Annotated in this window: 25 protein-coding genes; 17 read left to right on the forward strand and 8 right to left on the reverse strand. The window is 60.4% G+C overall.

The features are described 5' to 3' along the window. The gene (locus V9L13_RS27365) at positions 1 to 1,158 is read left to right on the forward strand and encodes a phosphatidylserine/phosphatidylglycerophosphate/cardiolipin synthase family protein (protein ID WP_003222452.1); all 1,158 of its coding nucleotides are present in this window, start codon (positions 1 to 3) and stop codon (positions 1,156 to 1,158) included. Between the two features lie 141 nt (positions 1,159 to 1,299). Here V9L13_RS27365 and bglX read toward each other — a convergent pair whose 3' ends face one another. Next, positions 1,300 to 3,591, reverse strand: coding sequence for a beta-glucosidase BglX (bglX, locus tag V9L13_RS27370; protein ID WP_338801009.1), 2,292 nt, complete (start codon positions 3,589 to 3,591; stop codon positions 1,300 to 1,302). A 258-nt stretch (positions 3,592 to 3,849) separates the two neighbouring features. Between bglX and V9L13_RS27375 the strand changes: the two genes are divergently transcribed. From V9L13_RS27375 to V9L13_RS27390, 4 genes are all read left to right on the forward strand, one after another. Continuing rightward, positions 3,850 to 4,458: a LemA family protein gene (locus V9L13_RS27375; protein ID WP_226501539.1), complete on the forward strand. Its 609-nt coding sequence runs from the start codon at positions 3,850 to 3,852 to the stop codon at positions 4,456 to 4,458. A gap of 13 nt (positions 4,459 to 4,471) precedes the next feature. Further along, on the forward strand, positions 4,472 to 5,221 hold the full coding sequence (locus V9L13_RS27380; protein ID WP_338801010.1) for a TPM domain-containing protein: 750 nt from the start codon (positions 4,472 to 4,474) through the stop codon (positions 5,219 to 5,221). Positions 5,222 to 5,254: 33 nt separating this feature from the next. Beyond that, complete coding sequence (locus tag V9L13_RS27385; protein ID WP_003222459.1) at positions 5,255 to 5,872, forward strand: membrane protein; 618 nt, start codon at positions 5,255 to 5,257, stop codon at positions 5,870 to 5,872. Positions 5,873 to 6,152: 280 nt separating this feature from the next. Beyond that, positions 6,153 to 7,367 carry an SAM-dependent methyltransferase gene (locus V9L13_RS27390; protein ID WP_338801011.1) on the forward strand — a complete coding sequence of 405 codons (1,215 nt, stop codon included), beginning with the start codon at positions 6,153 to 6,155 and terminating at the stop codon, positions 7,365 to 7,367. Here V9L13_RS27390 and V9L13_RS27395 read toward each other — a convergent pair. Continuing rightward, the gene (locus V9L13_RS27395; RefSeq protein ID WP_338801012.1) at positions 7,358 to 8,332 is read right to left on the reverse strand and encodes a DMT family transporter; all 975 of its coding nucleotides are present in this window, start codon (positions 8,330 to 8,332) and stop codon (positions 7,358 to 7,360) included. The two genes, V9L13_RS27390 and V9L13_RS27395, sit on opposite strands and share 10 nt — an antisense overlap. A 329-nt stretch (positions 8,333 to 8,661) precedes the next feature. Between V9L13_RS27395 and V9L13_RS27400 the strand changes: the two genes are divergently transcribed. From V9L13_RS27400 to V9L13_RS27420, 5 genes are all read left to right on the forward strand, one after another. Then, the gene (locus V9L13_RS27400) at positions 8,662 to 9,243 is read left to right on the forward strand and encodes a DJ-1/PfpI family protein (RefSeq protein WP_338801013.1); all 582 of its coding nucleotides are present in this window, start codon (positions 8,662 to 8,664) and stop codon (positions 9,241 to 9,243) included. 13 nt (positions 9,244 to 9,256) lie between these two features. Further along, entirely contained in the window at positions 9,257 to 9,562 is a 306-nt protein-coding gene (locus V9L13_RS27405) for a ribbon-helix-helix domain-containing protein (protein ID WP_003222468.1), read from the forward strand. A gap of 195 nt (positions 9,563 to 9,757) precedes the next feature. Further along, the gene (locus V9L13_RS27410; RefSeq protein ID WP_338801014.1) at positions 9,758 to 10,102 is read left to right on the forward strand and encodes a YegP family protein; all 345 of its coding nucleotides are present in this window, start codon (positions 9,758 to 9,760) and stop codon (positions 10,100 to 10,102) included. A gap of 209 nt (positions 10,103 to 10,311) precedes the next feature. Continuing rightward, complete coding sequence (locus V9L13_RS27415; protein WP_338802909.1) at positions 10,312 to 10,899, forward strand: hypothetical protein; 588 nt, start codon at positions 10,312 to 10,314, stop codon at positions 10,897 to 10,899. After that, the gene (locus tag V9L13_RS27420; protein ID WP_338801015.1) at positions 10,899 to 11,423 is read left to right on the forward strand and encodes a hypothetical protein; all 525 of its coding nucleotides are present in this window, start codon (positions 10,899 to 10,901) and stop codon (positions 11,421 to 11,423) included. The genes V9L13_RS27415 and V9L13_RS27420 overlap by 1 nt, the downstream gene beginning before the upstream one ends. Positions 11,424 to 11,474: 51 nt before the next feature. Here V9L13_RS27420 and V9L13_RS27425 read toward each other — a convergent pair whose 3' ends face one another. Both V9L13_RS27425 and V9L13_RS27430 read right to left on the reverse strand, forming a co-directional pair. Further along, a complete protein-coding gene (locus V9L13_RS27425) occupies positions 11,475 to 12,356 on the reverse strand; it encodes a dihydrodipicolinate synthase family protein (RefSeq protein WP_338801016.1) in 882 nt (293 codons plus the stop codon). Positions 12,357 to 12,381: 25 nt separating this feature from the next. Next, positions 12,382 to 13,164, reverse strand: a complete 783-nt coding sequence (locus V9L13_RS27430) for an aldolase (protein ID WP_338801017.1) — start codon at positions 13,162 to 13,164, stop codon at positions 12,382 to 12,384. Between the two features lie 106 nt (positions 13,165 to 13,270). On the opposite strand from V9L13_RS27430, the gene V9L13_RS27435 reads away from it, so the two are divergent. Then, positions 13,271 to 13,813, forward strand: coding sequence for an XRE family transcriptional regulator (locus V9L13_RS27435; RefSeq protein ID WP_123586926.1), 543 nt, complete (start codon positions 13,271 to 13,273; stop codon positions 13,811 to 13,813). A gap of 99 nt (positions 13,814 to 13,912) precedes the next feature. On the opposite strand, the gene V9L13_RS27440 is transcribed toward V9L13_RS27435, so the two are convergent. Then, positions 13,913 to 14,932, reverse strand: coding sequence for a DUF4917 family protein (locus V9L13_RS27440; protein ID WP_338801018.1), 1,020 nt, complete (start codon positions 14,930 to 14,932; stop codon positions 13,913 to 13,915). Positions 14,933 to 15,085: 153 nt separating this feature from the next. Here V9L13_RS27440 and yiaY point away from each other — a divergent pair, with 153 nt between their 5' ends. Further along, entirely contained in the window at positions 15,086 to 16,234 is a 1,149-nt protein-coding gene (yiaY, locus tag V9L13_RS27445; protein ID WP_338801019.1) for an L-threonine dehydrogenase, read from the forward strand. Here the strand turns inward: yiaY and V9L13_RS27450 are convergent. The 3 genes from V9L13_RS27450 to V9L13_RS27460 all read right to left on the reverse strand — a co-directional run bounded on the left by V9L13_RS27450 (position 16,231) and on the right by V9L13_RS27460 (position 19,307). Next, on the reverse strand, positions 16,231 to 17,397 hold the full coding sequence (locus V9L13_RS27450) for an MFS transporter (protein ID WP_338801020.1): 1,167 nt from the start codon (positions 17,395 to 17,397) through the stop codon (positions 16,231 to 16,233). The genes yiaY and V9L13_RS27450 overlap by 4 nt on opposite strands. A 14-nt stretch (positions 17,398 to 17,411) precedes the next feature. After that, positions 17,412 to 18,647: an aminotransferase class I/II-fold pyridoxal phosphate-dependent enzyme gene (locus V9L13_RS27455; protein WP_003222486.1), complete on the reverse strand. Its 1,236-nt coding sequence runs from the start codon at positions 18,645 to 18,647 to the stop codon at positions 17,412 to 17,414. A 171-nt stretch (positions 18,648 to 18,818) separates the two neighbouring features. Then, positions 18,819 to 19,307: a DMT family transporter gene (locus tag V9L13_RS27460; RefSeq protein WP_338801021.1), complete on the reverse strand. Its 489-nt coding sequence runs from the start codon at positions 19,305 to 19,307 to the stop codon at positions 18,819 to 18,821. A 77-nt stretch (positions 19,308 to 19,384) separates the two neighbouring features. On the opposite strand from V9L13_RS27460, the gene V9L13_RS27465 reads away from it, so the two are divergent. Genes V9L13_RS27465 through V9L13_RS27485 form a run of 5 tightly spaced genes read left to right on the forward strand, consistent with a single transcriptional unit; the run spans position 19,385 to position 22,927 of the window. After that, complete coding sequence (locus tag V9L13_RS27465) at positions 19,385 to 20,296, forward strand: LysR family transcriptional regulator (protein WP_198286793.1); 912 nt, start codon at positions 19,385 to 19,387, stop codon at positions 20,294 to 20,296. Positions 20,297 to 20,318: 22 nt separating this feature from the next. Further along, positions 20,319 to 21,053: a hypothetical protein gene (locus tag V9L13_RS27470; protein WP_338801022.1), complete on the forward strand. Its 735-nt coding sequence runs from the start codon at positions 20,319 to 20,321 to the stop codon at positions 21,051 to 21,053. A gap of 37 nt (positions 21,054 to 21,090) precedes the next feature. After that, positions 21,091 to 21,807 (forward strand): hypothetical protein, encoded by a 717-nt coding sequence (locus V9L13_RS27475; RefSeq protein ID WP_338801023.1) that lies wholly within the window; start codon positions 21,091 to 21,093, stop codon positions 21,805 to 21,807. Positions 21,808 to 21,811: 4 nt separating this feature from the next. Continuing rightward, positions 21,812 to 22,228 (forward strand): fosfomycin resistance glutathione transferase, encoded by a 417-nt coding sequence (gene fos / locus V9L13_RS27480; protein ID WP_338801024.1) that lies wholly within the window; start codon positions 21,812 to 21,814, stop codon positions 22,226 to 22,228. Between the two features lie 60 nt (positions 22,229 to 22,288). After that, on the forward strand, positions 22,289 to 22,927 hold the full coding sequence (locus V9L13_RS27485; RefSeq protein WP_103485687.1) for a LysE family translocator: 639 nt from the start codon (positions 22,289 to 22,291) through the stop codon (positions 22,925 to 22,927). Positions 22,928 to 22,974 lie beyond the last annotated feature (47 nt).

Genomic DNA, 22,974 nt, shown 5'->3' on the forward strand with positions numbered 1-22,974 from the left:
ATGCGCGGCGCGGTGTTCCCGTGGCGTGACGGCAACCGCTTCGAGCTGTTGATCGACGGCCCGCAATTCTTCCCGCGCATGCTGGTGGAGATTGCCCGCGCCGAGGAACAGGTCGAGCTGGAGTTGTATCTGGTCGAGGCGGGCGCCTGTGCCGAAGCCGTGGTGCAGGCGCTGGTGCAGGCCGCCGAGCGCGGTGTGCGGGTGCGCTGCCTGTTCGATGACTACGGCAGCCTCGCGTTTACCCTGCACCTGCGTCAGCGCCTGATTCAGGCCGGGGTCGAGTTGCGGTTCTACAATCGCCTGAGCTGGCGGCGCTGGGTCGGCAACTTCTATCGCGATCACCGCAAACTGCTGCTGGTCGACCAGCGTCTGGCGTTCGTCGGCGGCACCGGTGCGACCGATGAATTCTGGACGCCGGAGCAGGACAGCAGCGAATGGCACGAAGTGATGGTGGAAATCAGCGGCCCGCTGGTGCTCGACTGGCAGATATTGTTCGACCGCCAATGGATCGCCAACCGCCATCGCCGGGCCTGGAAACCGTCGGCCCATGTCGGCCTGCCACGCTTGCCCAAGGTGCCGGACATGGGCGAGGGCATGGGCCGTGTGGCCTACGCCGACGCGCGCCAGCATCGCGACATTCTGCAGTCGCTGTTTCGTGCTCTGAACAGTGGGCAAAAACGCATCTGGATGGCCACCCCGTATTTCCTGCCGACCTGGAACATTCGCCGTTCGCTGCGCAAGGCTGCTGCTCGCGGTGTCGACGTCCGGTTACTGCTGACCGGGCCGCGCACCGATCACCCGTCGGTGCGTTACGCCGGCCATCGCTACTACCCGCGCCTGCTCAAGGCCGGGGTGCAGATCTTCGAATACCAGCCGTGCTTCCTGCATCTGAAAATGGTGTTGGTGGACGAGTGGGTGAGTATCGGATCGTGCAACTTCGATCACTGGAACCTGCGCTTCAATCTGGAGGCGAATCTGGAGGCGCTGGACCCGTCGTTGACGGCAGCGGTGGTGCAGAGTTTCGAGAAGGATTTCGGTCTGAGCCAGCAGGTCAGTCTGGAGGAGTGGCAGCGCCGGCCGTTGTGGCGGCGGGTTAAGCAGAGGATCTGGGGCTGGGTGGATCGGGTGGTGGTCAACATTCTCGATCGGCGTGGATAACGCCAATTTCGAAAATTACGGAAATCTAATGTGGGAGGGGGCTTGCTCCCGAAGGCGGAGCGTCATTCAGCATATAGGTAGCTGATACACCGCCTTCGGGAGCAAGCCCCCTCCCACAGGGTTTATGTGTTGCCTGAAAAATTACAGCAACTCAAAGCTCTGCTGCGTCACATCCTGCGAATCCAGGCCGATCTGCACGTTGAACTTGCCTGGCTCGGCCGCGTACTTGAGCTGGGCGTTGTAGAACTTCAGGTCATCCTCGGTGATGGTGAAGTGCACGACTTTCTGTTCGCCGGCCTTGAGCATGATTTTCTGGAAGTTCTTCAGTTCTTTCACCGGGCGGATGATCGAGCCGGTGACGTCCTGAATGTACAGCTGCACCACGGTTTCGCCGTCGCGCTGACCGGTGTTTTTCAAGGTGACACTGGCGTCGAGCTTGCCGGTCTTGTTCAGGGTGGTCGAGGACAGCGCCATGTCGCTCAGGGCGAATTGGGTGTAGCTCAAGCCGTAACCGAACGGGAACAGCGGCCCGGTGATGTCATCGAAATACTGCGAGGTGTAGTTGCCCGGTTTGCCCGGTGTGAACGGCCGGCCAATGCTCAGGTGGTTGTAGTAGGTCGGGATCTGGCCCACCGAACGCGGGAAGGTCACCGGCAGTTTGCCCGACGGGTTGTAGTCGCCGAACAGCACATCAGCGATGGCGTTGCCGCCCTCGGTGCCGCTGAACCAGGTTTCCAGAATCGCATCGGCCGACTGGTTCTCTTCGAGAATGGTCAGCGGACGGCCGTTCATCAGCACCAGTACCAGCGGCTTGCCGGTGGCCTTGAGGGCGCGGATCAGCTCGCGCTGATTTTCCGGGATGTTCAGGTCGGTGCGGCTCGAGGATTCGTGGGACATGCCACGGGACTCACCAACGGCGGCGACGATCACGTCAGCGTCCTTGGCCGCTTTCACCGCCTCGTCGATCAACACGTTGGCCGGGCGCGGGTCATCGACCACTTCCGGGGCGTCGAAGTTGAGGAAGTTCAGGTAATCCAGCACTTTCTTGTCGCTGGTGATGTTCGCGCCACGGGCGTAGATCAGGTTGGCCTTGTCGCCAATCACCGAGCTCATGCCGTCGAACAGCGTGACCGATTGCGCCGGCTTACCCGCAGCGGCCCAGCTGCCCATCATGTCGATCGGCGCCTTGGCCAGCGGGCCGACCAGTGCGACTTTCGCGGTTTTCTTCAGCGGCAGGGTGTCGTTCTGGTTCTTCAGCAGCACCAGGCTGCGACGCGCGATGTCACGCGCGTCGGCGCGGTGCAGACGACTGTCGGCGTAGGTGTCCGCCGGATCATCCTCGGCCTTGCCGATACGCAGGTACGGGTCCTTGAACAGGCCCATGTCGTACTTGGCGGCGAGCACTTCGCGCACCGCGTTATCGATGTCCTTCTGTTCGATCTCGCCGGACTTGAGCAGCCCCGGCAGTTCTTTGCCGTACAGGGTGTCGTTCATGCTCATGTCGATGCCGGCCTTGATCGCCAGCTTCGCCGCTTCGCGACCATCGGCGGCCACGCCGTGCTTGATCAGCTCGAAGATCGCCCCGTGGTCGCTGACGGCCAGGCCCTTGAAGCCCCAGTCCTTGCGCAGCAGATCGTTCATCAGCCAGGTATTGGCGGTGGCCGGGATGCCGTTGATCGAGTTCAACGCCACCATCACCCCGCCGGCACCGGCGTCGATCGCCGCGCGGTACGGTGGCAGATAGTCCTGGTACATCTTCACCGGGCTCATGTCGACGACGTTGTAGTCGCGACCGCCCTCGACCGCGCCATACAGGGCGAAGTGCTTGACGCTGGCCATGATGCTGTCGGCCGCGCTCGGCGTGTCGCCCTGGTAGGCCTTGACCATCACTTTGGCGATGCGCGAGGTCAGGTAGGTGTCTTCACCGAAGCCTTCGGAGCTGCGGCCCCAGCGCGGATCGCGGGAGATGTCGACCATCGGCGCGAAGGTGATGTCGAGGCTGTCAGATGCAGCCTCTTTGGCGGCAACGCGCCCGGACCGACCGATGGCGTCCATGTCCCAGCTCGATGCCAGGGCCAGCGGAATCGGGAAAATCGTACGGTGACCGTGGATCACGTCGTACGCAAAAAACATCGGAATCTTCAGGCGACTGCGCATCGCCGCGTCCTGCATCGGACGGTTTTCCGGGCGGGTGATCGAGTTGAACGTACCGCCGATATTGCCGGCGGCGATCTCTTTGCGGATCAGTTCGCGGGGCATTTCCGGGCCGATGCTGATCAGGCGCAACTGGCCGATCTTTTCATCGAGGGTCATTTGTTTCATCAGATTGCTGATGAACGCGTCCTTGTTTTCCAGGGGTACCGGGGTCGTGGCGGCCAATACTTGATGACTGGCCAGGCTGACGAACAGGCCCAGCAAACACAGCTTCTTCATGAATATTTTTCTCAAGGGCCCAAGCGGCAATGCAATGCCGGCCAGCCAAAAGTTAGGGAGCGACTATTGTTGTTCGGGTGCAGGCTCAAAATGACCGAGCCAAAAACGCCCACCGACCTTCGGCAGCGTTTGCGCAGGGCCTCTTTTTAGCCCATCGGCCCGTTGCAATCCAGTGGCGCCGCCGATTATGCCCCAACCGCCGATGCAGAAGGTTTCACAGTCGGTCTTTTCACGAATACGCCAGGGAGCATCAGTCTGATGAATGTAAGTCCAACCTACCGTTCGCGTTTGCAAGTGGCCACGTTGTTAGTGATGGCTACGCTGCTGACCGCGTGCGGCATCAACAATATTCCGACGCTGGACGAACAGGCCAAGGCAGCCTGGGGCCAGGTACAGAACCAGTACCAGCGCCGTGCCGACCTGATTCCCAATCTGGTGGAAACCGTCAGAGGCTATGCCAAGCATGAAGAAGCAACCCTGACTGCAGTGGTCGAGGCGCGGGCCAAGGCAACTTCGATCCAGGTCGATGCCAGCACCCTCGACAACCCGGAAAAGCTCAAGCAGTTCCAGCAGGCCCAGGATCAGTTGAGCGGTGCGCTCAGCCGATTGATGGTGGTCTCCGAGCGCTACCCGGACCTCAAGGCCAACCAGAACTTCCTCGCCCTGCAATCGCAGCTCGAAGGCACGGAAAACCGGATCGCCGTGGCGCGGCGCGATTTCATTCTGGCGGTGCAGAAGTACAACACCGAGATCCGCACATTTCCCGGACGCCTCTGGCACAGCGTGATGTACAGCGATCTGCCGATTCGCGAAACCTTCGAAGCCACCACCCCCGGTGCGGAAAAGGCCCCGGAAGTGAAGTTCTGATTCGAGGTTGCCCATGCGTGTGTTGAAGATAGGCCTGGTGCTGATGCTCTGGCTGTTCGCCGTCAGCGCCCGGGCCGAGTTGACGTTCCCGGCGCTGAGCGGGCGGGTGGTGGACGAGGCGCAGATGATCGAGCCCTCGGTGCGCGCCCAGTTGAGTCAGCAATTGCAGGCTCACGAGCAAGCTACCGGCGAGCAACTGGTGGTGGTCACGGTGCCTGATCTGCAGGGCACCACCATCGAGGATTACGGCGTGCAACTGGGCCGGCACTGGGGCATCGGCCAGAAAGACAAGAACAACGGCGCGCTGCTGATCGTCGCCCGTGATGAGCGCAAGCTGCGCATCGAAGTCGGTTACGGGTTGGAAGATCGGCTGACCGATGCGCAGACCTCGGTGATCATTCATCAAGTGATCACCCCGGCGTTCAAGTCCGGCAATTTCAGCAAGGGCATCAGTGACGGCGTGGCGGCGATGCTGGTGGTGCTGGGCGGCAACCCGCTGGACGAGCCCTCGACGGTGTACGAGTCGAGCGGCGATCCGCAAAGCGATTTTGTCTCGCGCCACCCGCTGTTGTTTGTTTTTCTGGTGGTGTTGTTCATCCTGACCGTGTTTGTCTGCCAGATGCTCGGTATCCTTCCCGCCGGCCGTGGCGGCTCCGGAGGCGGGGGCGGTTTCGGCGGTGGTGGATTTGGCGGCGGTGGAGGCGGGGGCTTCAGCGGCGGCGGGGGCAGTTTCGGCGGCGGTGGTTCGTCCGGCGGCTGGTGAACACACAACAATAATGATCAGGCACTTTTCGACATGGCATTACTGAGCGAACACGAACAACGTAAAGTCGCCGAGGCGATTGCCCGGGTCGAGCGCGACACCGACGCCGAACTGGTGACCGTGCTGGCGGCCCGCGCCGATGACTACGCGTACATCCCGTTGCTGTGGGCCAGCCTGTTGGCGCTGCTGGTGCCGGGCATCGTCCATTACCTGACCGGCTGGCTGACCATGCACAGCCTGTTGCTGGTGCAGTGGGGGCTGTTCATTGTCCTGTGCCTGCTGTTTCGTCTGCCGCAAGTCACCACCCATCTGATCCCGCGCCGTGTGCGCCACTGGCGTGCATCGAACCTGGCGCGGCGCCAGTTCCTCGAACAGAACCTGCACCACACCGTCGGCAGCACCGGCATGCTGATCTTTGTCTGCGAGGCAGAACGCTACGTGGAGATTCTGGTGGACGAGGGGATTTCCCGGCGGCTGGACAACAAGAGCTGGGACGCGATTGTCGCCGCGTTCACCGAGCAAGTGCGGCAGGGGCGCACGCTTGAGGGGTTCGTGACCTGCATCGAGGCCTGCGGTGAACTGCTCAAGGTGCATGTGCCAGTGACGCAGGTACGCAATGAATTGCCCAATCGGTTGGTGGTGCTGGCCTAGAAGCCCCTCACCCCAGCCCTCTCCCGGAGGGAGAGGGAGCCGACCGAGATGTCTTGCGCTCGGCATCGGCCTGAGAAACCGAGCCGATTATGGATTCAAAGGCACTCTTTCAAGTCGGTGAACCTCTTCAATATCCCCCAATCAGTCCCCTCTCCCTCCGGGAGAGGGTTAGGGTGAGGGCCCTTTTAAAGCCGTTGGGTAAATAAGAACGTGTCCCCAACCCCCATCCCCCCTAAAATACCCGCCATTCCCGTTTCGCCCCGCCCGAGGCCGCTTGTCCATGTCCGTTACCGCCCAATCCGCGCCGTCTGCGCCCGATCATCACGCCCAGTTCATCGAGCTGCTGCAAACCAGCCTTGAACACAGCGGCTTCATCAAACTGGTGCTGGCCAAGTACGTGGGTGAAGAGGCAGATCTGCAGCGGATCATCATCAAAGCGGTGACGGTCAAGGCGCAGCCAAACCTGTCGTTTGTCTATCGCTACAAGACCCGCGACATCACCAAGAACCTACCGCTGAGTGAAGGCGTGGCGGTGATTGCCGAGCTGTTGCCGGCGGCGTTCAAGAATGCGCATTTGCTGACCGTGACCGACGAGGCCCAGCTCGAATACAGCAAAAAGGGCAAGCCTTCGCTGTTCAAGAGCAAACCTCAGCAATTGCGCGAGGCGCCGTCCGCCGAGCACAACCGCGAGAAAAATCGCTTTCTGGACCTGAGCCGACCGTTCCTCAAGGACCTGGGCGTGACCAACGCGCAGCACGAGCTGATCCCGGCGATGTCGCGCAAGTGGAAGCAGATCAACAAGTTCATCGAAGTCTTCAGCCACGCCCTGACCTCGTCACCGCTGGCGCTGGACAAACCGGTGCGGGTGGCGGATTTCGGTTCGGGCAAGGGCTACCTGACGTTCGCGATTCACGATTACCTGCGCAACACGCTCAAGGCCGAAGGCGAAGTCACTGGCGTCGAGCTGCGTGAAGAGATGGTCAACCTGTGCAACGCCGCCGCGGCGAAACTGGAGCACCCGGGGCTGGTGTTCAAGTGCGGTGACGTGCGCAGCGTGGCGCCGAGCGAACTGGACGTGATGATCGCCCTGCATGCCTGCGACATCGCCACCGACTACGCGATCCACACCGGTATCCGTTCCGGCGCGTCGATCATCATGTGCTCGCCGTGCTGCCACAAACAGATTCGCCTGCAGATCCAGAGCCCGGCGCTGCTCAAACCGATGCTGCAATACGGTCTGCACCTGGGGCAACAGGCGGAGATGGTCACCGACAGCCTGCGTGCACTGTTCCTCGAGGCCTGCGGCTACGAGACCAAAGTGTTCGAGTTCATCTCGCTGGAACACACCAACAAGAACAAGATGATTCTCGCGGTGAAACGCGCCGAGCCGGTGGACCCGGCTCAATTGCTGGTGAAGATTGCCGAGTTGAAGGCGTTCTACAACATCAGCGAGCACTGCCTGGAAACCCTGCTGCGCGCGGACGGCTACCTCTGATCCTGTGGGAGCGGGCTTGCTCGCGAAGGCGTTGAGTCAGTCACCATTGCCGGCGATTGAGAGACTGCTTTCGCGAGCAAGCCCGCTCCCACATTGGATTGCACGGCGGTCTTGCGCCCGAGCATCACCGTTGCGATGACCCCGCAGGCAAACACCCAGGTGATCGGCTCGACATGTTCGCCAAAGAACAGCGCCGAAAACGCGATGGTGAAGAAGATCTGCAGCAACTGGATCTGACTGACCCGCGCGATTCCGCCCATCGCCAACCCGGCGTACCAGGCGAAGAAGCCGAGAAACTGCGAAAACAGCGCCACGTAGCCGAAGGCCCACCAGGTCTTGGCCGACACCGCGCCCTGATGCTGCAGCGCCAGATACAACACTGGCCCGATCAGCAGCGGCGTCGACAGCACCAGCGCCCAGCAGATCACCTGCCAGCCGCCCATCTCCTTGGCCAGCCGACCACCCTCGGCATACCCCAGACCGCCCACGGCAATCGCGCCGAGCATCAGCAAGTCACCGGCCTGAATGCTGCCGGCACCGGTGTAAAGCGCATAACCGAGCACCAGCGCACTACCGAGCGCGGCGCAGGCCCAGAAGGCTTTTGACGGACGCTCGTGTGATAACCACGCCGCATACAGCGCCACACACAGCGGCTGCAAACCGTTGACCAGTGCGCCATGGGACGCCGGCAAGGTTTGCATGGCCCACGCCGACAGCACCGGAAAGCCGAGAATCACCCCGGCGATCACCAGGCTCAGGCCTTTGATCTGCTGCCAGCTCGGCCACTTCTCGCGCCGCCATAACAACAGCGCCGCCGCCGGAATCGCCGCGAACAGCGCCCGGCCGAGGCCGTTGAGCAGCGGATGCAGTTCCTGCACCACGATCCGGGTGAAGGGCAGGGTCAGGCTGAAAATCACAACCCCGAGCAGGCCGAGGGCCATGCCGGTGTTTTCGCGCGAGGACATGTGAGTGACCAGAATTGAAGGTGACAGGGAGGTGGCTTCATCTAGCCATAAACCGGGCGGGTCGGGCTGTTACAGCTAGACACAGAGTTATCCATACAGTTGGAATAAGTCCTGTGGCGAGGGAGCTTGCTCCCGCTCGCCTGCGCAGCAGGCGCCAAACCTGAATGCATTCTTTACTCACGGAAAGCGAGGGGACGCTTCGCGCCCCAGCGGGAGCAAGCTCCCTCGCCACAAAGGCGGGGAGGCGTAGTAGCCGGTTGTTACCCGCCCGAACGGATAAGGTCTACCTTGAATACTCCTGCAAGCCCTTTCCCAGAGGAGTCCTCCCCATGGCCGCGAAAAAAATCCTGATGCTGGTCGGCGATTACGTCGAAGACTACGAAGTGATGGTGCCGTTCCAGGCCCTGCAAATGGTCGGTCACACCGTGCACGCCGTGTGCCCGGACAAGCCATCCGGTAGCACCGTGCGCACCGCAATCCATGACTTCGAAGGCGACCAGACCTACAGTGAAAAACCGGGTCACCTGTTCGCCCTCAACTTCGACTTTGCCAAGGTCGCCGAGGCCGATTACGACGCGCTGCTGATTCCCGGCGGTCGTGCGCCGGAATACCTGCGCCTGAATGAAAAGGTGCTGGCGCTGGTAAGAGCATTCGACAAGGCTGGCAAGCCGATTGCCGCTGTGTGCCACGGCGCACAGTTGCTCGCGGCGGCGGGCGTTCTGGAAGGTCGCGAATGCAGCGCCTATCCGGCCTGTGCGCCGGAAGTACGCCTGGCCGGTGGCACGTTCATCGATATCCCGGTGACCGACGGCCACGTTCAGGGCAATCTGGCGACTGCTCCGGCATGGCCGGCGCATCCGAACTGGCTGTCCGGATTCCTCCGCCTGCTTGGCACCAAAATCACCCTGTAACGAGGATGCGCCGATGTGCGAGCTCTACGTCAAGGCCGACCCGATTCTCTACGAATCCCGCTCGCGCTCGCTGCGCATCTGCGGCGTGGTGACGACATTGCGCCTGGAAAACCAGTTCTGGGACATCCTCAGCGAAATCGCCGAAGTCGATGGCATGACCACTAACCAGTTGATCGCCAAGCTGTATGAAGAAGTGATGGATTATCGCGGGGAGGTGGTGAATTTTGCCTCGTTCCTGCGGGTGAGCTGTACGCGGTATCTGAGTCAGCGGCGGGTGACGGAGCCGCAGTTGTCGGTGGTGCGAGCAGTTGTGAAATAGCCCACTGCGGGTCGACCCCTTCGCGAGCAAGCCCGCTCCCACAGTGGATCTCCAGTGATCACAAAAACAGGTGAGCACTCGGTAACCAATGTGGGAGCGGGCTTGCTCGCGAAGAGGCCGTCACAGGCGACAGAAATCCTGGGCTGGTCTTTACTCACTGGCGCGAAACCTCTCAACCGCCAAGGAGAATCGAGCATGTCCGGATGGTACGAAGTGAGCAAAAGCAGCAACGGCCAGTTCAGGTTTGTGCTGAAGGCCGCCAACGCTGAAACCATTCTCGCCAGCGAGCTCTACACCACTCGCGCGGCAGTCGACAACGGCATTGCTTCGGTGCAGACCAACAGCCCGCTGGATGAACGCTACGAGAAGAAATCGACGAAGGATGGCCACCCATACTTCAACCTCAAAGCCGCCAACCATCAGATCATCGGCAGCAGCGAGTCGTACTCCACGGACGCCGCGTGTGCCAAAGGCATCGCCAGCGTGAAGGCCAACGGGCCGAGCAAAGTGATCAAGGACAAGACCTTGCCGGTGCTTTGAAATAACTCGACGACTCAGTCGCCAAAACAATGGCGACTGAATTCTGGCTATGTGCCACTACATCGCTTATCCTTCGCGACCAATCCATGGAAGGGGCGGCGTTCAATACTCTTTCGTGTGTTTTTCAATGTTTACGCGAGAGTTTTTCTTTGAAGATTCGCTTTTTCGCTGTTCTGACGGCGCTGCTCGGCCTGAGCGGTTGCTACAGCATGTCACCCACCCACATTGACGATGAACTCAAGCCAACCGCCGATTCCGGCGTGGCTTATGTGGTAGGTGTGGTCGGCATCTGGTCCAAGACGAGGTTTTCAGCGAAGGAACAAATGCTGATGATCCGTAAGCGTGGAAGCGATGATTTCGCCACTGCACGCCTGCACAACGAGTTTTACGCCCGAACCGAGCGAGATGTACGTGAGACCGATCACGGCATCGGCACGTTGTTCGTCATGCCGCTCAAACCCGGCCGTTATGAGATCTACAACGTGCGTTTCGATCATGGACAATCGGTGACGTGGAGCCGCGAAGACTTCACGATCGGCATGCAGCTCGAGGCGGGCAAGGCTTATTACATCGGCGATTTTCGTGCCGGGTGCCTGATCGGTCTCCAGCTGTCATGCCTGTTCCTGCACAGCGATCATCTTGAACGTGATGCGGCGCTGGTTCGTGCCAAATACCCGCAAGTACCGGGATTGCAGCGTCTGGACATGCCGAATCTGGACAGCGCCACGCCGTTCATTCGCGAAGAAAACGGCCCCAGCGCCTCTGTCTATAAAGCCATGCTGTCAGGAAAACTCTAATGCGCATCAACAAGCTACTGTTTCTGGGATTGCTCATGTTGCTGGGTGGCTGTCAGGCGACTCACAGCCTCAAGGCCCCCGACGCCAATTACAGCCAGCAACTGCCGGCGATCAACGTGAATGTGCTCGGTCTGCCGAGCTGGATGTTACGGGACGAACTGCGCCGGCGCGGCACTTTCGACGAAGTTCGCGCCGGTCGAAGCGAGGAGGGCTACAACGTCCTGGTAGTCGCCAACAGCGATGTCGGTGCGCTTCAGCCTCAGTTGTTCCTGAGTGCCTTCACGCTGTTCCTGGTGCCAGTACCGGTGAGCTTCGACAGTACGGTGGTGTTCAGTCTCAGCCATGGTAAGGAGATACTGGGTGTCTATACCGTGCACAATCACACGGAGTCCTGGCGGGGGGCCTTCAACGCCTCGGGCGGGCAGTTCGAACATGTGCGCTTGATCACTGACACGTTCATTGCGCAGGTCCTGAAGGATCAGCCCTTCCACCGTGAAGCGATGAAGCGCGCCGCCAGTCTTTGACCGACAGGCAGAAAAAATCCCGCCGGAGTGTTCCGAGCGGGATTTTTTTCGTCAGCGCAAAACGTTGAGCAGCGCGGTGAGGTGATGTCTGCCGGTGTCACTCAGCGGAAACACCGGCAACCGCGGATCCCCAACCTCCAGTCCCGTCTCGCGTAGCCCGGCCTTGATCGTCGCCGGCAAGCCGCCCTTGAGGATGAAATCCAGCAGGGGCAACTGGCGGTAGAACAACTCACGTGCCCGCTGCAGATCGCCGGCCAGAGTGGCTGCGTACAGATCCAGATTCAGTTGCGGGATCAGGTTCGGCGCGGCGGTGCACCAGCCCTTGGCCCCGGCGGCAAACGCTTCCAGCGCCAGCGGATTGCAGCCGTTGTAGAACGGCACCTGGCCTTCACCGAGCAATTGCAGTTTGTGCATGCGCTGAATGTCGCCGGTGCTCTCCTTGACCATGGTCACGTTTTCCACGCTATTGACGATGCGCAGAATCAGCTCGACCGACATGTCGGTGCCGCTGGTGGCCGGGTTGTTGTAGAGCATGATCGGCACGCCGATGCTGTCGCCGATGGCGCGGTAATGAGCGAGGATTTCCGCCTCGCTGAGCTTCCAGTACGAGGCCGGCAGTACCATCACCACATCGCCGCCGTGGGCTTCGGCGAAGCGCGCGCGGCGCACGGCTTTGGCGGTGGTCAGGTCGGACACGCTGACAATGGTTGGCACCCGTTTGGCCACGTGTTTGATGCTGAACTCGGCGACCTGATCCCACTCGGCGTCGCTCAGGTAGGCGCCTTCTCCGGTGCTGCCGAGCGGGGCGATGGCGTGGACGCCGCTGTCGATCAGACGATCGATCGATTGGCCGAGGGCCGGTAGATCCAGACCTTCGCCGTTGGCGCCGAACGGGGTGATGGTGTAGCCGATGATGCCGTGAATGTTGGACATGTTGAGTCTCCGGAAAAAGCTGATATCAGTTCAGGCAATCGGCGTGTTGGCGCAGGTTCTGCCGGGCGTAGTAGTTGAAAGCGGCGGCGTGGCGTTTGGGTTTCGACACCCAGTCATGGGCCTCGCGCCCCAGTTGCGGGATGATCGGCTTGATCGTGCCAGCGGCCATTGCCAGCAACTGAAGTTTGGCGGCGCGCTCGATCAGTTGGGCGATGACACACGCTTCTTCGATCGTATTGCCGGTCGACAGCTGGCCGTGGTGCGACAGCAGAATCGCACGCTTGTCGCCCAGTGCACCGGCAATCAGTTCGCCCTCTTCGTTACCCACCGGCACGCCCGGCCAGCCTTCGAGAAACGCACAGTCCTCGTACAACGGGCACAGGTCCATGTGGGAAATCTGCAGCGGCACTTCCAGCATCGACAGTGCGGCAATGTGCGTCGGATGGGTGTGGATGATGCAGTTCACGTCTGGCCGGGCGCGGTAGACCCAGCTGTGGAAACGGTTGGCCGGGTTGGCCATGCCGTGGCCTTCGAGCACTTCCAGATCTTCGTTGACCAGCAGCAGATTGCTCGCGGTGATTTCATCGAAACCCAGGCCCAGTTGTTGAGTGTAATAGGTCCCCGGTTGCGGGCCGCGAGCGGTGATCTGTCCGGCCAGACCGGAGTCATGCCCGCTTTCGAACAGGATCCGGCAGGTCAACGCCAGCTTTTGCCGGTCAGTCCACGTATTATCCGCCAGGGTGTTTTGCATCTGGGTCAGCGCTTGCTTGACCAGTTGCGCTTTGGGTAGTGCTAATGTCTTGGCCATGTCTGTGTCCTTTGGGTGATTGCAAATGACACGAAAGAGCCTATATGACACAAAGTGTCATAAGCAAGCATGAATTGTCGTTTCCTTGATGGAATAACTGCTGCGCATGTCTATCCGTTTGAAATTATTGAGAAAAAAACTTGGGGTAACGCTTGAGGCGCTGGCCGAAAAATCCGGTATGACCAAGAGTTATCTGTCGAAAGTCGAGCGCGGGTTGAACACCCCGTCGATTGCGGCCGCGCTGAAACTGGCGAAGGCGCTGAACGTGAAGGTCGAGGAATTGTTCTCCGAAGACAACGTCAGCCTCGACAGCTACAGCCTGGTGCGCAGCCACGAGCGCCAGTCACTGGCGGCCAACGATCAGAGCCCGGGGTATGCGGTGCTGGCGCATCAGGTCAGCGAGCGCAACCTGCTGCCGTTCATCATCTATCCGCCGCGCGAATTCACCGACAAGACCTTCAAGGAGCACTTGGGCGAGGAGTTTCTGTTCGTCCACGAAGGGCAGGTGGAAGTGGATTTCATGAGCGAGCGGGTGCTGCTGGAACGCGGCGATGCGCTGCATTTCAATGCGCAGAAGCCGCACCGGATCAGATCGGTGGGCGAGGTGCAGGCGCAGTTGCTGGTGGTGGTGCACAGCTCGGAAGAATGAGCCGCCAGAAAAAGCTTCGCGAGCAAGCCCGCTCCCACATTTGGAATGCATTCCAAGGTGGGAGCGGGCTTGCTCGCGAAGGCGTCAGTACTGCTTACATCAGATCTCGACGGGAACCGAAAGCTTCGGATTGCCCAACGCATGCGTCTTCGCATCAAAAAACCGCAACTCAACCCCGGTCCCCTCGAACACCTTCGCGTAATGCCGCTTCTGGTGCTGAATGAACGCCGCACTGCGCGGATAGATCGAGATCGCCACGCTCGCCGGTTTCGCCAGGCGCAGCGCCTTGACGATGTGAGCATCCTGCTCGCCCAGCGCATGCCCGAAGATGCACAGGTTCTGCGCGTGGCCCAATAACTGCTCATAGCAGAACGACAGATAATCCGAGCTGCGAATGGTCTTCAGCTTGTCCGCACTCGGCCCTTCGTTGACGAACAGCGGCACGTCGTCGAGGGTCTTGATCGTGTTGTTGATCGCGAAACTGCCGAGCAGGGTGCCTTCGGTCGAAGTCAGTTTGCGGGCGGTGCCGTCCTGATTGCGCACCAGGTGCAGACCGCCGTGCAGGTACAGCAGACGCGGTTTGGCGCTGCTGCTTGCGCTCAGATCGAAACTGGCGTCGGGGCCGTTGAACAGGTCGTCGATCGCCTCGCTGCGGTGCTGGATCGCCCAGTAGCTCAGCAGGTCGTAATTGGTGGTGAACACTGTGCGATAACGCGCCAGTTCTTCGTTGAGCGTCGCCAGGGTCGAAGCCTGCACCAGTCGCCATGGAATGTGCACCGCATGCACGGTGTTGATCAGCGCTTCCTTGATCGCGTAGTAGCGATTGCGTGGTGCGGCCGAGCTGACCGCCAGCGCCTTGTTGACCCGGCTGGTGGTTTTCAGCGCACCGAGCACCTGCTCGAAGCTGCGCGTCTGCATCGCATCGAACACGCTCAGCTCCGACGGACTCAGTGGTTTCTCTTCCACGGTGCGCGCGTTTTCGAACAGCGAGTCGTAGCCGAAATCGTCCCACACCGCGCGGCTGGCGCCATTGCCCACCAGCAGACCGTTGAAGTCGGCGGTGGCGCGCAGGTCGCTCCAGTCTTCGAGGGTGGCATCGACTTGCAGAAAATCGGTCATTGCGTGGGCAGTCTCAAAACAAAGGGCAGATGGGCGGCGACTTTATCACGAGCGGGCATTGAGCCAGATCAACATCGGTGGTGACCGATCGGTCGATCCTGTGCACATCCGCCGGATCGGAGCAGTCGATTCGGCCCCAGTCAGGAGACGCGCATGAGCAGCACCTTTTTCATTCCAGCCGTAAATATCATGGGCAACGGATGCCTCGACGAGGCCATGCTTGCGATCCGCAACTACGGTTTTCGCAAGGCGCTGATCGTCACTGACGCGGGGCTGGCCAAGGCTGGCGTGGCGGCCATGGCCGCCGAGAAACTGGCGATGCAGGACATCGACTCGGTGATCTTCGACGGTGCCAAACCGAACCCGAGCATCGCCAACGTCGAGGCCGGACTGGCACTGCTCAAGGACAGTCGCTGCGATTTCGTGGTGTCGCTCGGCGGCGGTTCGCCCCATGACTGCGCCAAGGGTATCGCCCTGTGTGCGACCAACGGTGGGCAGATCCGCGACTACGAAGGCGTCGATCAATCGAGCAAGCCGCAGTTGCCGCTGATCGCCATCAACACCACCGCCGGCACTGCCAGCGAGATGACCCGTTTCTGCATCATCACCGACGAATCGCGCCACGTGAAAATGGCCATCGTCGACCGCAACGTCACGCCGCTGCTGTCGGTCAACGACCCGGCGCTGATGGTCGCCATGCCGAGAAGCCTGACCGCCGCCACCGGCATGGACGCGCTGACCCACGCCATCGAGGCCTACGTTTCGACTGCCGCCAACCCGATCACCGACGCCTGCGCGCTGAAGGCCATGACCCTGATCAGCAATAACCTGCGCCTGGCCGTGCGCGACGGCAGCGACCTCGCGGCGCGGGAGAACATGGCCTACGCGCAGTTCCTCGCCGGCATGGCGTTCAACAACGCATCGCTCGGCTACGTGCACGCGATGGCCCACCAGTTGGGTGGTTTCTACGACTTGCCCCATGGCGTGTGCAACGCCGTGTTGCTGCCGCACGTGCAGACCTTCAACGCGTTGATCTGTGCCGAACGCCTGACTGACGTCGCCCACGCCATGGGCGCTGACATTCGTGGGTTCAGCCCGGAAGAGGGCGCCCAGGCGGCGATCAACGCGATCCGTTGTTTGGCCAGGGACGTCGAGATTCCGGGTGGCCTGCGTGAACTCGGCGCCAAGCTCAGCGACATCCCGGTGCTCGCCACCAACGCGCTGAAAGACGCATGCGGCCTGACCAATCCACGGGCGGCGGATCAACGGCAGATCGAGGAGATTTTCCGTAACGCGTTTTAAGGGCTGACACGCGTCGGCGTGAATCTCACACAGAGCATCGCGCCGAACGCAAGCACACTGCACAACAGTGCTAGCGGCCACGCCGAAGGGCTGGCAATAAGACTGGCAATCGCGCCGATCAACGCCGCCATCAGTTGGTGAATAAATCCGCTCAATGCCATCGCGTAAGCTCCCGAAATCGGTGCGCCATCGTTGGCACGGGACAGGCTGATCGGATAGTTCAGCGACTGACCGAATACCGCCACGCAGTAGGGCAGCCACAGCAGCAGCGCGATGGAGTTGACCATCAGACTGCCCAGTAGCATCACACCGCAGCCCGCCATCACCAGCGCCACGCCCAGCGTCATCAAACGGTGTTGACCCGCGCGCAGAACGCAGCGATTGACCACTAGCGCTCCGAGAAAGTACGCCGCACTGACCGGCCAGCCGAGCAGACCGTAATCCATCGTGGACCAATTGAACGGCCCTTGCAGGATCAGCGGTGCAGCCGTGTTGAAGGCGATGATGACGCCGTAGCCGAGACCGCCGGCCAGTGCCGGCAACAGGAACGCGCGATGGATCAGGATGCGCCGGTAAACCCTCCATGCCGAAGCGTTTGTTTGCACCTCCTCCAAGGTCGCGAAGTTGACCCGGGATACGATCAGAGCCATCAGCAAGCCTGTGATGCCGAGCAAGTAGAAGATGGCCTGCCAGCCCAGCGCGACCTGAATGATCGACCCCAGGTACTGGCCGATACCCAGTGCCACCACGAACGAAATCGAAATCCACGACAATGCCTTGGCCAGCAGGTCGCCGCGAAAACTGTCGCGAATCAGCACCCTTGCCATCACCGAAATCCCGCTGGCGCCAACGCCCTGAATCAGGCGCAGTAAAAGGAACGACTCCAGCGTCGAACCCAGCGGCAAGCCCAGGTTCGTCACGCCATACAGGCCCAGCGCTGCGAGCAACACCGGTTTGCGTCCGATACGCTGGGCCAGTGAACCCCAAAGCAGCATTGGCAGCGCCATGCCGACCAGATAAATCGATAAGCCCCACGCCACTTGTGCAGGCTCCGCGTGCAGATGGCCGGCAATCTCCGGCAGCGCTGGCAGGTAAATACTCATGCCCAGCTGCGCGAGGAACACGGTACAGCAGGTGATAGGAAGGGTGGCGCTGGCGTTCATCTGTCGTCCTTGGCTCAGATGTCGAAATCGACGCGATGCGTGCGCAACAACTCGCTGACTGCTTCGCAGAAATATCGGATCAGCGACGGCTCCATATCAGCACGCAAGGTTACCCGAATGGCCGCTTTACCTTGGGCAACCACTGGAAAAAATACCGCGCTGGTGAAAAAGCCTTGCTCGGCCAGTTCGCTGGCGATGCAGTTGGCCAGATCCGCCTGGCCGCAATCGATCAAGCGGATCGCCATCGCGCTGTGGCATTGCTCGGTGCTGATCAAACTGTCGAAGAGGCGGATATTAGCTTGGAGGCTGGCCTGTAGAGCGGCGAATTCGGCGCTGTAATGCAGGCGGATAGACGCTCGGCCGGCGCCGATTGCCGCACAGTTTAGACTTTGTGACCAGTTGCTCGGGCCGCCATAACGCTGGATGATTTTTTTCTGGCGCAGGTTGCCGAGCATCACCAGCCCACCACTGGCGCCAAATGACTTGGCCAGCGACGCAACGATCAGGCAGTCATCTTCCAGCGTCTGGATTCTCGGTCGTACCAGACCGACGCCGTTATGGCCGACGGCTGACAACGCGTGGGAATCATCCAGATAAAGAAACAGCCCGTAACGATCCTTGAGGTACAGCAGGCCTTCCATGTTGGTCACGCCGCCCATGCTGTAGGCGCCGTCGCCAACATAGGCCACGCGGCCGTATTGCTGGCACATCTGTTCCAGAAAATCCATGTCGTTGTGTGGACAGGTCATGACACGAGTTTCGTCGGCGCAGGCAGCTTTCAAATGATTCATCGAGTAATGCGCCTGACGGTCAAAGACCATTACTGGCGGGCGATTATCGGTCAATACACCGCTGGCCAGCAGCGGCAAGATCCCCGCACTAGCAGCGCTGCAGGACAAGGTCGTCAGGCACACAGCATCGAACAGCTGCGAAAGCTCGGTTTCGTATTTTTCGAGAATCTCCAGTTTGCAGCGATTTTTCGAGTTGGCAACGCGCATGGAGCCGGTTTCCTGCAGGGCGGCAATTGCACCTTCGAGCAGGGCAGGGTGATGATCAAGGCCAAGGTAGGACGTGGTACAGAAATGTTGTAGCTCCCGTCCATATTGGTCGAGCAGGCGATTGGGACCCATGACTTCGACATTGAGCCCGGCGACTTTGCCGAGCTCGGCGTTCTCCCAGTCCTGGTTTGCCAGTGCGATGACTTTTCGATAGTTGGAATAAAGGTTTGGTGCTTGCTGCATCTGGTTCATCTGGGCATCCCTTGAGCGTAGCAATCCGCGGGTCGTTGCAATTTGTGTGTATTGCCAGACTTTACGGAATGCGACTTCGGGCTTGAATCAGACACGTCCTGCAATACTGAACGCTATTGGATATTTGCTTGTAGGGCGATGTCCTGATGGGCTGTCGGGCACCTCCGAGTCCTACCCGGCAGGTGCCAGATTCCTGCTCGTTGCCTCACCAAACTGAATCAACACCACCCCGCCAATCAGCAGCAACGCGCCCAAAACCCGCGACATCGTCAGCTGTTTCTCCACCAGCCCAAACAGCCCGAAGTGATCGAGCAGCATCGACGCGATCACCTGCCCGGCCAACGCCAGCGCAACAAACCCGGACGCGCCGAGTTTGGGCAGCAACATCACCGCCAGCGCCACAAAGCACACGCCGAACGCACCGCCAGCCCACATCCACAACGGTGCCTTGCTGATAAACCCCAGCGACGGCGGCGGCAGGCGCAACGCCAGAATCACCGGCAACAGCACCAGCACACTCACCAGCAACGAGGCCAAGGTCGCCCACAGCGGATGTCCCAGTCCCCGCGCCAGATTGCTGTTGATCGCACTCTGAAACGGCACCACCGCGCCGGCAAACGCGGCCAGCAACAACAAACCGACCCACTGCAACGTACTCATGATCATTCTCCAACAGGTTTTGCTGGACTCTAGAGTATTCGTCGCGCAGATTTAAATTCCGTTTTGTCATCCAGAACATGCACAAGATGAATGATCTGCGCCGTATCGATCTCAACCTGCTGGTGGTCCTCGACGCCTTGCTCAGCGAGCAACATGTCACCCGCGCCGCCGAGCGGCTGCACCTGAGTCAACCGGCAGTCAGCCATGCGCTGGCGCGGCTGCGCGACTTGCTTGGCGATCCGCTGCTGGTGCGCGCCGGTTCGACCCTGGTGCCCACGGCGCGGGCGCTGGAACTGGTCGCACCGCTGGCCGAAGCACTGGCTCAGGTGCAATCGCTGCTGGCGCCGAACACTTTCGATCCGGCCACTGCGCGGCGGACCTTTCGTGTGGCGATGTCCGACTATGGCGCGGCCATCATCCTGCCCGATCTGATCCGCACCTTGCGCCGCGAGGCACCGGGCATCGACCTGCAAATCAGCCACGCCAGTCGCGAAGGCATGCTCGAAGGTGTGCTCAACGGCGACATTGATCTGGCCGCCGGGGTGTTCCCGGAAATGCCCAACGAATTGCGCAGCACGCTGCTGTTCGAAGAGCGCTACGTCTGTTTGCTGGATCGCCGCAGCTTGCCGGCCGAGGGGCTTCTGGATTTGCCGACCTACCTGTCGCGCCCGCATGTGTTGCTGGAAATGCGCGGCAGTGGCACCCCGGAAATCGAACGGGCGCTGACTTCATTGCGCGAACGCCGCCGAGTCGCCATCAGCCTGCCGCACTGGAACGTCGCGCCACAGTTGATCAGCGGTACGGATTTGATTCTCACGGTGTCGTCACGCAGCGTGCGCGAGATTGATCAACAGGAGCTGATCGTGCTGCCGCCACCGTTCGAGATCGCGCCGTTCACGTTTGTGCTGGCGTGGCATAAGCGCCGGGGTGGGGATCAGGCGTTGAACTGGTTGAATCGCAGGATTGAGGAGGGGATAGTGCGCGGCTGAAATCCATATCAAGGAGTGGGATGTGACAGTGAAGTCTGGATGGGTCGGGTGGGTGGCCCTGAGTGGGTGGTTGATGGCAGGGCAGGTGTTCGCCGAGTGCACGCCAACACCGATGGCAGGAGAGCTGGATCTTTCTGTCTGCAAGGAGTGGCCTGCCTATCCAGGATTAACCATCAACGCCACTGCGCAGTTTAAGCGCGGATCCCCATCTGATGACGCCGAAGCACTGAGTACCTACGATTTCGACTTGTCCGTTCTGGACACTGCTCAATCGAAGCCCATTGCGACTTATTACAAAGCGGCTGCATTCGTATTGGATGGCGTCAGTTTGCGAGAAATAACGCTCGATACGGCTCGCTACACGCTTACTACCGATCTTCGTGCCTTTGGCGTACGTGCGTTATCCACTAACGGTTCCCGGATCAATCCGATGGAAGAAAATCTGCTTTCGCTCTACGCGAAAGAGGGCGAAAAATTGCGCCCGGTATTGGATAAGTTACTGGTTTATCAGTATGGCGGCGAGTGGGATGGTGACTGCGAAGGCGAGCGATATGAGATTTCAAGAACGATAGAAATCGCTAAAACGAGCTCCCACGGCTATGCAGATCTGATTGTCAAAACCTTGGAGAAACACACAACAAGTGTGGGTACGGGAGACGCATGTAAAACGAAAACCACTGACAACAAACCCGTTTTGACAACATTGCACTACGACGGAACCTCCTACGTTTTGCCAAACGGTTTCCAAGGCCTGTAACCCGCCAGCCCAACACAACACTTATCAAGGAAGAACCATGCTCACCCCCACCAGACTCCTGATCGCCCTCGGTTTCCTGGCCATCACCTCCCACGCCCACGCGGCCTGCACCACCAAGAGTTTCGACGGCAAATCCATGTCGCGCTGCAATGTCTGGCCGGCGTTTCCGAGTCAGGCGATTTCGGTCAAGTCCACCTATCTGGCCGATTCTGGCGGCGACGATGCCGGGGCGTTCGATCTGGATTTGGCGCTGCTCAATGCGAGCAACGCCAAACCCATCGCCACCTACCGTAAACCGGGCGCCTACAACTCCGATGCCGTACGCCTGGAGGATGTGCGCATCGACACTGCGCGCTACCGACTGACGCCGGATATCCGCGCTTTTGGGCTGCGAGCCAAGTTCGTCCACAGTTCCCATGCCATTCCCTACGAGAAAACCGATCTGGCGCTGTATGTTCGCGAGGGGGACGAGTTACGTCCGGTGCTTGAAGGCCTGGTGGTCTTAAAGGACAACGGTGAGTTCGTGAATGACTGCGAGGGCTACAGCAAAAAAATCCGCCGAACCCTCGAGATCGCTCCAACGAGCCACAATGGTTTCGCCGATCTGATCGTCACCACCACCGGCAGTAAAATGAAAAACACCAAATCCGGCAATCAGTGCGTATCGAACACCACCGAGCTGAAGAAAAAGCAGATCACCCTGACGTACGATGGCCAGCAGTACAACGTTCCTGAAGACCTCAGAGGTTACTGACCCCATGCTCACCGGCCTCAACCACCTGACCCTTGCCGTCAGTGATTTGCCCCGCAGCCTGGCGTTCTACCGCGATGTGCTGAGTCTGCGCGTCGAAGCCACATGGGACGCCGGTGCCTACCTGTCGCTGCCGGGGCTGTGGTTGTGTCTGTCGCTGGATGCGCAGCGCACCACCGAGCCGTCCGTCGACTACACCCATTACGCGTTCAGCCTCGCCGAGGCAGATTTTCCGTTGTTTGTGCAGACGCTAAAAGCGGCGAATGTGAGGGAATGGCGCGACAACCGCAGTGAAGGCGCGTCGTTCTACTTTCTCGACCCTGATGGCCACAAGCTCGAGGCTCACGTCGGCGATCTCGCGTCGCGACTGGCAGCCTGTCGGCACAAACCGTACGCGGGCATGCGTTTTTACGACGCATCGTGATCAGACACATTGGGCTGATATAGACTGGCCATCATTTGTACTGGCGCCAGCAGGTTTTTCATGACTCCATCGCTGCTAATGGCCGTTCTGGCCTCGGGTTTCATTTACGGCATCACGCCTGGGCCGGGCGTGCTGGCGGTGTTCGGCATTGGCGCGGCGCATGGGCGGCGGGCCGGGGCGGGGTTTCTCTGCGGGCACCTGCTCGGTGATGTGGTCTGGTGCAGCACCGCGCTGATCGCCATCGTCGGCGCCCGGGAAATCGGCAGCACCGCGTTCGATGTGCTCGGCGTGCTCAGCGGTTTGTACCTGTTCTGGCTCGGCTGGCGCGCAGTGCGGGCCAAACGGCGCAGCGATGATCAGCCCCAGGGCGCAGCGCGTCAGCCGTTTTGGCACGGCATCCTGTTTGGTCTGACCAATCCCAAGGCGTATCCGGTGGCGGTGGCGACGTTTACCGCGCTGCTGTCGAGCCGTGCCGAACTGCTCAACTGGTCGATGCTGCCGGCGCTGATCGCCCTGAGTTTCCTCGGCGGTTTGCTGGCCTACGCTATTCTGATCGGCGTGGTTGGCGCCCGACGGGTGCGCACGTTGTATCAGCGCCACGAGCTGATGATCACGCGTTTGTGTGGCGTGATGTTCATCGGTTTTGCCATAAACGCACTGGTGCACGCACTACCGGGATTGCTGCCGAACAAGGCTTGAAGTTGTGTGCAGGGATGCGTGAACAAAGGGTCAGGGATGGTTGAACA

The organism is Pseudomonas sp. RSB 5.4 (genome assembly GCF_037126175.1).
GTDB classification, from domain to species: Bacteria; Pseudomonadota; Gammaproteobacteria; order Pseudomonadales; family Pseudomonadaceae; genus Aquipseudomonas; species Aquipseudomonas fluorescens_H.

Excerpts from the sequence above, each read along its gene's own strand:
- V9L13_RS27365 (WP_003222452.1), top strand. The coding sequence starts at position 1 with ATGCGCGGCGCGGTGTTCCCGTGGCGTGACGGCAACCGCTTCGAGCTG.
- bglX (WP_338801009.1), bottom strand. The coding sequence starts at position 3,591 with ATGAAGAAGCTGTGTTTGCTGGGCCTGTTCGTCAGCCTGGCCAGTCAT.
- V9L13_RS27375 (WP_226501539.1), top strand. The coding sequence starts at position 3,850 with ATGAATGTAAGTCCAACCTACCGTTCGCGTTTGCAAGTGGCCACGTTG.
- V9L13_RS27380 (WP_338801010.1), top strand. The coding sequence starts at position 4,472 with ATGCGTGTGTTGAAGATAGGCCTGGTGCTGATGCTCTGGCTGTTCGCC.
- V9L13_RS27385 (WP_003222459.1), top strand. The coding sequence starts at position 5,255 with ATGGCATTACTGAGCGAACACGAACAACGTAAAGTCGCCGAGGCGATT.
- V9L13_RS27390 (WP_338801011.1), top strand. The coding sequence starts at position 6,153 with ATGTCCGTTACCGCCCAATCCGCGCCGTCTGCGCCCGATCATCACGCC.
- V9L13_RS27395 (WP_338801012.1), bottom strand. The coding sequence starts at position 8,332 with ATGTCCTCGCGCGAAAACACCGGCATGGCCCTCGGCCTGCTCGGGGTT.
- V9L13_RS27400 (WP_338801013.1), top strand. The coding sequence starts at position 8,662 with ATGGCCGCGAAAAAAATCCTGATGCTGGTCGGCGATTACGTCGAAGAC.
- V9L13_RS27405 (WP_003222468.1), top strand. The coding sequence starts at position 9,257 with ATGTGCGAGCTCTACGTCAAGGCCGACCCGATTCTCTACGAATCCCGC.
- V9L13_RS27410 (WP_338801014.1), top strand. The coding sequence starts at position 9,758 with ATGTCCGGATGGTACGAAGTGAGCAAAAGCAGCAACGGCCAGTTCAGG.
- V9L13_RS27415 (WP_338802909.1), top strand. The coding sequence starts at position 10,312 with ATGTCACCCACCCACATTGACGATGAACTCAAGCCAACCGCCGATTCC.
- V9L13_RS27420 (WP_338801015.1), top strand. The coding sequence starts at position 10,899 with ATGCGCATCAACAAGCTACTGTTTCTGGGATTGCTCATGTTGCTGGGT.
- V9L13_RS27425 (WP_338801016.1), bottom strand. The coding sequence starts at position 12,356 with ATGTCCAACATTCACGGCATCATCGGCTACACCATCACCCCGTTCGGC.
- V9L13_RS27430 (WP_338801017.1), bottom strand. The coding sequence starts at position 13,164 with ATGGCCAAGACATTAGCACTACCCAAAGCGCAACTGGTCAAGCAAGCG.
- V9L13_RS27435 (WP_123586926.1), top strand. The coding sequence starts at position 13,271 with ATGTCTATCCGTTTGAAATTATTGAGAAAAAAACTTGGGGTAACGCTT.
- V9L13_RS27440 (WP_338801018.1), bottom strand. The coding sequence starts at position 14,932 with ATGACCGATTTTCTGCAAGTCGATGCCACCCTCGAAGACTGGAGCGAC.
- yiaY (WP_338801019.1), top strand. The coding sequence starts at position 15,086 with ATGAGCAGCACCTTTTTCATTCCAGCCGTAAATATCATGGGCAACGGA.
- V9L13_RS27450 (WP_338801020.1), bottom strand. The coding sequence starts at position 17,397 with ATGAACGCCAGCGCCACCCTTCCTATCACCTGCTGTACCGTGTTCCTC.
- V9L13_RS27455 (WP_003222486.1), bottom strand. The coding sequence starts at position 18,647 with ATGAACCAGATGCAGCAAGCACCAAACCTTTATTCCAACTATCGAAAA.
- V9L13_RS27460 (WP_338801021.1), bottom strand. The coding sequence starts at position 19,307 with ATGAGTACGTTGCAGTGGGTCGGTTTGTTGTTGCTGGCCGCGTTTGCC.
- V9L13_RS27465 (WP_198286793.1), top strand. The coding sequence starts at position 19,385 with ATGCACAAGATGAATGATCTGCGCCGTATCGATCTCAACCTGCTGGTG.
- V9L13_RS27475 (WP_338801023.1), top strand. The coding sequence starts at position 21,091 with ATGCTCACCCCCACCAGACTCCTGATCGCCCTCGGTTTCCTGGCCATC.
- fos (WP_338801024.1), top strand. The coding sequence starts at position 21,812 with ATGCTCACCGGCCTCAACCACCTGACCCTTGCCGTCAGTGATTTGCCC.
- V9L13_RS27485 (WP_103485687.1), top strand. The coding sequence starts at position 22,289 with ATGACTCCATCGCTGCTAATGGCCGTTCTGGCCTCGGGTTTCATTTAC.